Annotated in this window: 6 protein-coding genes; 4 read left to right on the plus strand and 2 right to left on the minus strand. The window is 73.1% G+C overall.

Annotated elements, in window-relative coordinates; all coding sequences use genetic code 11:
* Nucleotides 1-74 precede the first annotated feature (74 nt).
* Nucleotides 75-1,829 (minus strand): sigma-70 family RNA polymerase sigma factor, encoded by a 1,755-nt coding sequence (locus tag ACWGB8_RS36785; protein WP_452218011.1) that lies wholly within the window; start codon nt 1,827-1,829, stop codon nt 75-77.
* A 1,201-nt stretch (nt 1,830-3,030) separates the two neighbouring features.
* Between ACWGB8_RS36785 and ACWGB8_RS36790 the strand changes: the two genes are divergently transcribed.
* The 3 genes from ACWGB8_RS36790 to ACWGB8_RS36800 all read left to right on the plus strand — a co-directional run bounded on the left by ACWGB8_RS36790 (nt 3,031) and on the right by ACWGB8_RS36800 (nt 4,947).
* Complete coding sequence (locus ACWGB8_RS36790) at nt 3,031-3,279, plus strand: hypothetical protein (protein WP_452218012.1); 249 nt, start codon at nt 3,031-3,033, stop codon at nt 3,277-3,279.
* A 487-nt stretch (nt 3,280-3,766) separates the two neighbouring features.
* Nucleotides 3,767-3,916 carry a hypothetical protein gene (locus ACWGB8_RS36795; RefSeq protein WP_452218013.1) on the plus strand — a complete coding sequence of 50 codons (150 nt, stop codon included), beginning with the start codon at nt 3,767-3,769 and terminating at the stop codon, nt 3,914-3,916.
* A gap of 74 nt (nt 3,917-3,990) precedes the next feature.
* Complete coding sequence (locus ACWGB8_RS36800) at nt 3,991-4,947, plus strand: hypothetical protein (protein ID WP_452218014.1); 957 nt, start codon at nt 3,991-3,993, stop codon at nt 4,945-4,947.
* Between the two features lie 51 nt (nt 4,948-4,998).
* Here ACWGB8_RS36800 and ACWGB8_RS36805 read toward each other — a convergent pair whose 3' ends face one another.
* Nucleotides 4,999-6,093 carry a polysaccharide lyase gene (locus ACWGB8_RS36805; protein ID WP_452218015.1) on the minus strand — a complete coding sequence of 365 codons (1,095 nt, stop codon included), beginning with the start codon at nt 6,091-6,093 and terminating at the stop codon, nt 4,999-5,001.
* Nucleotides 6,094-7,201: 1,108 nt separating this feature from the next.
* Between ACWGB8_RS36805 and ACWGB8_RS36810 the strand changes: the two genes are divergently transcribed.
* Nucleotides 7,202-8,386: an LPXTG cell wall anchor domain-containing protein gene (locus tag ACWGB8_RS36810; protein ID WP_452218016.1), complete on the plus strand. Its 1,185-nt coding sequence runs from the start codon at nt 7,202-7,204 to the stop codon at nt 8,384-8,386.
* The last annotated feature ends 187 nt before the right edge of the window (nt 8,387-8,573 follow it).

An 8,573-nucleotide genomic window follows, 5' to 3' on the forward strand; every position in this document is an offset into this window, starting at 1 on the left:
GGACCGCGGCGCACACCCGTCTCTTCCCTCCGGGCGCCGTGGCCCTCAGGTCCGGGGAGGGCCCACCCCGGTGTTCACAGCCGGAAGGCGACGGCCGGCCGGCACACCGGGTCCGCCGCGCAGGCGGCGGGACGCAGTTGCAGGATGTCGTTCACCTGTCCGGTGCCCTGGGAGGCGAGGATCAGCCCGGAGGCGCGATGGCGAAGCGTGCTCCCGCCGTCGGCGAGGTCGACGACCTGCCACGACTGACCGGTGGTCTCGCCGCAGGCCTGCTGCGTGACGACGGCCCCGGCGGTCCCGGCCGACTCCAGGCAGCCGCTGTTCGCGGCGTTGATGAGCCGGACGCCGCCGGAACGGTCGGTGCGCACGATCCATGACTGGTCGTCCGACGCCGTGCACGGGACGAAGTAGGGGGTGCCGGCCGTCGACTCGCGGTCCTCGATCTCGCCGCAGTTCCCGGATCCGACGAGGCGCAGCCGGACGCGCCGGTCCCCGGGAAGCGCGGCTGCCGGCGTGGAGGCGGACTGGACGCCGGCGGACAGCCCTCCGCTCGGGCCGGTGGCCTTCCGGGGCGAGGGAGCAACCGTGGTGGGTTGAGAAGCGGGCCGGGTCGGGCCCGGAGGCGTGCTCCTGATGGACGCCTCGGGAGCACCCGGTATGCCCGTCGCCGTTGTCGGGTTCGGTGTCGGTGACGGGGCCGTCGGCAGGGTCGGGACGGCGGTGGTCGGACGGTCCGGAGCACCGTCCGCCGGGGTGGAGACCGGCCCGGGCGGCTGCGGCTTCCCGGGCTGCTTCGGAGGCGGTGACATGAGGAACGAGGTCACCGCGACCGCCGCGACCAGGGCGGTGCCGGCCGTGAGGACGCCCGTCGCCGCCTTCGAGAGCCCTGCGGGCGGACCGGACGGGGGCGGTGCGTGCGGCGGCGGGGTGGTGGTGAGGGGGCCGGACCCGACGTGCGCAGTGAAGGCGGACGCGGACGTCCCGTCGCCGGGCCACGGTCCGACGAACGCCACCACGGCGAGGCGCAACCGCCGGTTGACGTCCCGTAGTTCCTCGTCGCAGCGGCGGCAGTCCGGGCATTCGTCGAGGTGCCGGGACAGCGCCTTGGACCTCCGCTGCGCCGTTCCCCGGGCCTGTGCGGTGAGCCGGCCCGCGTACGCCTGGCACTCGGCCGACTGCACCCCGGACAGGTGCGCCGCCAGGTAGGCGGTGCGCAGGCCTTCCCGGGCTCGTGCGGCGAGCGACGAGACCCCGCTCGTCGAGAGGCCGAGCAGGTGGGCGACTTCCTCCGTCGGGCGGCGTTCGACCACCGAGTGCCACAGCACCGACTGCCACCGCTCCGGGAGGGAGCGGTACGCCCTGACGACCAAGGTGTACTCGGCGGACGCGGCGACGATCTGGTCGGGGGAGAAGGCGTGGTCGGCCTCGTCCGTCCAGTCCTCGACGTCGTCGGTCGGGAACGAACGCCGCTCGTTCGCGGCCCAGGCCGCCGCGGTGTTGCGGACGACCGTGAGGAGGTAGGGGCGCCAGTAGTCGGTCGGCCCGTTGCCCGCCCGCACGGCTGCCAGGGTTCGGACGAAGGCCTCGCTCGCGAGGTCCTCAGCGCGGTGGTCCATGCCGCCGAGCGAGCGCGCGTAGCCGAGGGCGGCACGGTGGTGGCGCTCGTACAGCGTCCCCACCACGTCGGCGTCCCCGGCCCGCAGGCGGGCGATCAGTGCAGCGTCGGAATCGCAGTCGGAGCCGGCGGGGGAGGGCCGGAGTCCTTCGTCCGCCCCCTGGCCGAGGGTGGGGTCGGGAGCGTCGGCGGCCTGCTGTGGCGGTCGGGGCACGGTGGTCCTTGTGGGGTGCGGGTGTTCGGTCGAGCGCGCGGGGCGGTCGGATCAGGGGATTGTTGCGGTGGCCGGAGCTGCGATGCGCCGCGGGGGTCCCCGGGACCAGGGGCCGAGCGGTCGCGTCCGGACGGGCCGTAGGCGCCGATGACGGCGCGGCCGTGCTCCGAGGCGGCCGGCTCGGGCCGGCGGCAGCGCGTCGAACGCCGTCACGGGGTGGCCAGGGGTCGTCGACACGGTTCCGATCACCGCAGGGTGGCGCGTCCCGGCATCTCCGACACGGACGACACGGCGGGCAGGCACGGCACACTCCTCGGATCAGGGGGACACTCGCAGAGGTGGAGTCAGGTCCGGGGCCCGCAGCCCGCTGCGTTGCAGGATCGTTACCCGGAGGCCGGGCGGGCGGTAGGGATCGCGACGACCCTCGACCGGGGAGTCCGATGCACCGGGCAGAGCCGGGTGGTCGGTATCCGTGGTGCTTCCGCCGTTCGGAGCGGGGCCGCACCTTGCGTGCCGAATGTGCGAGAGAATGCGCGAGTCGGCAGGCCGGGGCCGTGTGCGGGGAATCCCTTCGCATGGGTGCGCCGGATGTCGGCCGGTAATTCGCGGAGTTCGGAAAGGTTGTATTCCGCCCGGTTCGGCGGGCCGATGGTATTTCATCAGCGGGCGGACCCGAAATGCACCGCGTCCGACTCCGGACACCTGGGCGGCCGGCGGTGGACTGCGGCGCGGCGGGGAGTGGCCGGGGTTCGCCGTTCCGACGGCCCGGCCGGAGGTGCGGGCCTGTGCCCACCTGTGACGGCGGAGCGTCGATCCGACCGGACGGCCGTGAGCAGGAGCGATGGTCCGTGGTCGGCGGGCCCGGACCTCGCGGGCGGGCTCCCCCGCAGACCGGCGCCGCCCCGGCCTCGCACGGCCGGAGGTCCCTCCTACCCACGACTGCGGTGGTGGGTACCTACCATTCGGTGGGCCTGTGTGGAATTTTAGTGGCCCCGGTGCTGGACCGGGCGTGCGCGGGTGGGTTCTCCTTGGAGCAGGAATCATTCCCGAGGTCATCGGGTCCTGTTCGAGGAGAATACGGTCCGCCGGGAGCGGTCCGACTGCTATCTATCTGCGATGCTATCCGCGTGACGCGGTCTGGATACTCCATTGCCGCCACATCCTCGAACGCCGCTCCGTCGAAGCCGGGCTGGGTGAGGCGATGCTGTTCGCCGATGACGGTCGACGGTCGACAGAGCCGCTGGCGGCGCTCGCCGATCTGATCAGCGCGGTCGAGGAGGGCGCGTGCGACACCGTGTTCGTCCCCGGTCCGTTCGTGTTCTCCCTGGACGACGCGGTGGCTGCGGCGACCGTCCGGAGGCTGCGGGAGGCGGGTGGGCGGGTCGTCGAGATGTGGCGGCCGCCACTGTCCGTCGGAGGGCGGGTCAGGGATGTGGTCGCGGCCCGTTGAGTGGCGCAGGTGGGAGCGATCCCCCGGGCGTAACGATCGCATAACGCGGCGGGCTGATCGCCGGACTCGTGACTCTGCTTGATCAAGCAGCAGGTGAGCCGGAACGGGGATGCACCGCACCGCCGGTCCCTCACCGGGCCGTCGCACGACGGCGGTCGCGCCAGGCAGTGGCCCACGCGAGCCGTGCCCGCCCAGGCCCGGAACTCCCGGCCGCTGCGATCGGGCCACCGCCGCAACTGCCCCATGACCGAATTCAGCAAGGACCCTGTATGTCTCAGCAATCCTCCCCGGGCGATGACGTACCTGAGCCGTCCGTCGCCTCGTCGACCGCCCACCGGCCGGAGGACCCGGACGTTCCGGCGCGCGTGGACCCGGACGACGACCGGACTCTGACGGCACGGCTGCGCGCCGGGCGACCGTGAGGCTGTGGAGGCTCTGTACAACCGGCACCACGCGGCCACCCTCGCCTATGCGCGAACCCTGAGCGGTGGCCGGCACGTACTGGGCCCGGGGCAGCTCCTACTACCGGCCGTCCCGGCTCGACGCGGCCGACGCCGACGACGTCGAAGCCCGGTACGGACAGAGCGAGTTGAGCGCGGCAGGCGGCGGCCGAGGCGGCCTGTCCACCGATCTGTGAACCCGCCGGCAGGCCGCCCGACCGGGGCAGCACACCGCCCGAACCCCCGTCGTCCCCAGGAAGTGAGCGAGCCCATGGCCAGAGCGCGCAGCCGTCCCCCGTCGCCCGGATTCGACCCGACCTTCGGCGACCGACCGCTCGCCGAGGCATGCCAGGACGTCCTCGTGGGTCGCTGGCAGGGCGCGCGCGACCTGCTGCGCGCCACCGGACGGGACTGGGACCGCCGAACCCACCGGATGCGCCTGCTGGCCGACGCGGCCGCGGGCACCCGGACCGTCGAGACCTGGCAGGCCGCCGAACCCGGCAACCGCGACGCCACGGTGTTGCGGGCCGAAACCGACGTGATGCGCCTGTTCAACGCCGTCGCCGCGGGCGGCCCGCCGCTGCCCGCGGTGGACGCGACCGACCGCAGGCAGCTCGACCGCGCCGTGCGGACCTGCCTGCTGGCCGCCGACGCCAGCCCGGAGGACCCGGTGCCCTGGGTCTCGCTGGTGACCCTGGCCCGGCTGTACGCGGGCGGTCACCCGCAGAGCGGGCTGTGGTGGCGCGAACTGCGGGCCAGGGACCGTGACAACCGGGAGGGCCACCACCAGGTGCTGCGTCACCTCTCCGCCCGCTGGCACGGGTCGCACAGCAGGATGTACGACTTCGCCCGGGACGCGGCCTCCTTCGCGCCGCCCGGCTCCCCCCTCCTGGTGCTCACCCAGGTCGCCCGTGCCGAGCACTTCCGCAGCCTCGCCCAGAACCGCGCGCTCACGCCCCTGACGCTGTCCCAGCACTGGAAGAGCGAGGTCGCCGTCCGGGATCTCGACCGGACCTGCGAGCGCTGGATCCGGCACCGCGCCTTCGAGCTCGCCCAGGACGTGGCGGACCTCAACCACCTCGTGCACGGCCTGGTGATGGCCGGCATGACCGACGAGGCCCGGCACGTCTTCACCCTGCTCGGCAACCGTCCGACCCGGGTGCCCTGGGCCTACTCGGACGATCCGGAAGAGATCTTCCGCCGCTGGTACAACCGCCTGGCGCGATGACGGCGGCGCCGCCGGGACGATACCCGCGGGCATCGTCCCGGCGGCAACTCCTCACCTGTGCCGACCGGTTCTGCGGCGGCGGAGCAGGAACGTGCCGACGACGATGGCCACCGTTCCTCCGACGAGCGCGATGTCCATCCCCGCACCGGTGGCGGGCAGGTCGGAGGTGGCTGCGGGACCGGTCGCGTCGGACGCGTTCGACGGCACGCCGGGGGTCGTCGCTGCCGTGCCCGAGGCCGAGGGGCTCGCCGAGGCCACTGCGGACGTGGACGTGGACGCGGAGGTGGTGGTGGTGGCTGTGGCGGGCGCGGACGCGGTGGGTGTGGCTGCGGCGGGCCCGGATGTGGTGGATGTGGAGGCGGTGGCGCTCGTGCGTGCGGTACCGGGTGTCGGCGTCGGCCCCGCCGGTGCGGCCGCCGACCCCGGGGTGATGGCGATGTCGTCGACGAACAGCACGATGTCCGGTCCGCCGGTCGGGTGCTTGGGCTTCTCCGGGCGCCAGGCCGGGCGGTAGACACCGGTCCTGAAGTGGGGCGGCTCACCGCGGTGGTAGTTGTTGTCGCCGCGGTGGGAGCCGACCTGGACGCCGTCGCGGATCACGGTGATCGAACCGGGCGAGGACGGGGTGGACCAGGTGATGTCCAGCGCCCAGCGGTTCCAGTGCCCCAACTGCACGGCGCCGAGTGGGATCAGGGACTCGTACTCCTCGAAGGTCGCGAGGTTCTTGAGCCAGTGGACCTTGAGCCGCCAGGTGCCGCCGTGCACCGCGAGCGAGACGACCGGCTTGACGCCCTCGCTGTCCGGCTGGGTACTGAACCACTGGGCGACGATGATGTCGTCGTCGGCCTGCTTCCAGTCGCCCGGAAGGTAGTTGGAGAAGCTGAAGCGGTGGGTTCCCGCGCTCAGGCCCTTGAGGGCGAGTTCGGAGCGGAACGAACGCCCGTCGTCGGGCACGTTGAACCTCGCCGCGGTGCCGCCCTTCCCGGGCGCGGGGGCGGTGTTCACGGCACCGTAGCCGTTGATGGCCCTGAACGGCCACTCCTTGGCCGCGATGCCCTCGAAGTCGTAGGACCTGGAGTCGTCCGCGGCGGCGGGAGCCGTGGTCGCGCTGACGGCGAGGAGCGCGGCGGACGCGGCGCCGGCCATGCGCCGTACGGTGCGGGCGGTCGTCGGACTCGGGCGGAGCGGCATGCTGTTCCTTCGGGACGGTGGACGGTCCGTGGAGCCGACGACTGGACTGCCGGCTCGTCGTTCCGGTGAGGTTCGGACGGAACCCGGGCCCCACGCGGACGGCGATCCGGTTCCACCACGCCGGGACGGGGCGGGCGGACGCACCGCGCTGCTCGCGGGTGCGAACCGCTTGCCCGAGAAGGAGCGACGAGCCGGTGTCAGCGCCCGGTGCGTTGCACAACCGTGATCAGGTCGTCTGTCCTCTCACGCTCTGTTCCCTCTCCGGGCCGGCTGCACCCCCCTCACCTGCGGTTGTGTTCACCCACATGGGGACGCGGGCGATCGCCTGTCGGGTGGGGCCGGTTCCGTGGTGAACGACGGGCCGGCTGTTCGATGAGGTGGTGATCACCCACATCCCTTCCGTCGAATGCGGCCGGTCAGGGGGTGCGGACCCAGAACTCGATCGACCGCGGTGGGACGGTGAGGGTGAGGACGGGCCCGGGGAGCGTGGGGATGTCCTGGTTGTCGGTGGCCGGACCGTAGCGGTGGCCGAAGAGTAGGTGCCGGCGGTGGCGGCCGTGGCGGTGGAGAGGTTGAGCAGCGGGGAGATCGCGGCTCCGGCGCCGGCGACGGCCGCGCCGCGCAGGATGGAGCGGCGGCTGATGCCGTGCGGCTCGGGTTTGGACATGGTCTGCCTCCATGGGAGGTGGGGGGTGGGGACCGGAGGGTGGCGTCGGCATTTCGGGCTGGAGCGGTCTGCGAGCGCCGAAAAGGGCCTCTGCTGCTCGGACTTGCTTCGCCATGGGGAGCGTCGGGCAGGACGAGGGCATCCCTCCGCGGCTTCAAGTGCCCGGAACATATCTGATATACGAAATTTGGGTCAAGGGTTTGCGTCGACTCTGCCAACCGTCAATTCGGCCCGCGCGCACCAGCCGTGAGTCCGGGCGCGACGCGGATCCGGGAACGACCGTTGCCGCCGTTGTAACGAACCTGCATACCCGCGGGACCTGCGGGCCCACCAGCGCTCAGTAACCGGCAGGCGCCGCGATGGTGCCCGAACTCTCCTACGCCGGAAGGTGACCACGTGTCCACCCCCCGCAATCTCCTTCTCGCGGGTGCCACCGCACTCGTTCTGTCGACCCTCCCGGTCGGTACGGCAGGCGCCGCCGATGCCGTACCGGCGGGCTCCTCGGCCCCGGTCCCGAACCTCGACGGCTCCCTGCAGAGAGGACTGGAGCCGTCGGTGACCGGGGTCCCGAGGGAGTTCGAGGTGGGCGGAGCGTCCGGGGAGTTCAGTTACACCGTCACCAACCCGACGGCGCACGACTTCGTGGCCTTCGCCCTGCTGAAGTTCAAGAACCAGGCCGGTGACCTGCGAGCATCCGACCTCAAGGTGGAGTACCGGCTTCCCGGGGGCGGCTGGCTCCCCGGCTCGCTCGCCCCGGGAGGCGAGGGGACGGACGGCAGCGTCCTGGTGGTGCTCGGGGCGAAGGAAGGCGACGAGGTCTCGGACGACGCGCTCCTGGCGGTGCGGAAGGGCCGGACGCTCGTCCTCAAGGTCCGTGCCTCGTTCGCGGCCGGGGCACCGCTCGGCAAGGCCGGCGTCGCACCGGTGACCTTCGCTTCCCGGCTCGACGACCGGACCGGTCTGCCGGTGGACCAGGGCAGCTTCGGCTGCGCGTGTGCGGTGGGCTGCGCCGGGTTCAAGATCAAGAAGCCGGCCCCTCCCGGCCCGGTCGCCACGCCGACCCCGACTCCGACCCCGACCCGCACGGCTTCGCCGACGCCCATGCCGACCGCCACGCCCACGCGCACGGCCACTGCCACGGTCACCCCCACGCCCACGGTCACCCCCACGCGCGCGGCCACTCCGACTCCCACCGCCACCCCCACGCGCGCGGCCACCCCCACGCCGACCGCCACCCGCACGCCCACCCCGACACGTACCGCCGCACCCGTCCCCACCGTGCCGACACCTGTCGGCAACCACCCCACGGCGTCGGAGGAGCCGTCGACCGCCGCCACCGAGGACGGCGGGCAGCTGCCGCTGCCGTTTCCGATGGACCCTCCGACCAGTGCGCCGTTGAAGATCCAGCCGGTGGCCGTCGCCAAGGCGAACAGCACGGCGGACGCCATGGAGCGGAGCCTGGCCCAGACCGGTGGGGGTGACAACGAGGTGGTGATCGCCGGTGTCGGTGCCGCCATGCTGGGCGTCGGCACGGGTGCGCTGGTACTCCTGCGCCGCCGCAGGGCCGCGCGGCACGGGTGACCTGCGGGGCGGGGCGGGTTCCGAACGGGCCCGCCCCGCCCGTGCTGTTCGGCACGCGGCAGACGGCGGTCCGCAGGGGATCGCTGTGGACGCCCGGACTGCCGTCGAGGCGGAGACGTCGCCCACCGGCGAAGACGTTGATTGCGGCGATCCCGGGTCGGTCGGACCGATCGGGGCCATCCGGATG

Source organism: Kitasatospora sp. NPDC054939 (assembly GCF_053610105.1).

Excerpts from the sequence above, each read along its gene's own strand:
- ACWGB8_RS36790 (WP_452218012.1), top strand. The coding sequence starts at position 3,031 with ATGCTGTTCGCCGATGACGGTCGACGGTCGACAGAGCCGCTGGCGGCG.
- ACWGB8_RS36800 (WP_452218014.1), top strand. The coding sequence starts at position 3,991 with ATGGCCAGAGCGCGCAGCCGTCCCCCGTCGCCCGGATTCGACCCGACC.
- ACWGB8_RS36805 (WP_452218015.1), bottom strand. The coding sequence starts at position 6,093 with ATGGCCGGCGCCGCGTCCGCCGCGCTCCTCGCCGTCAGCGCGACCACG.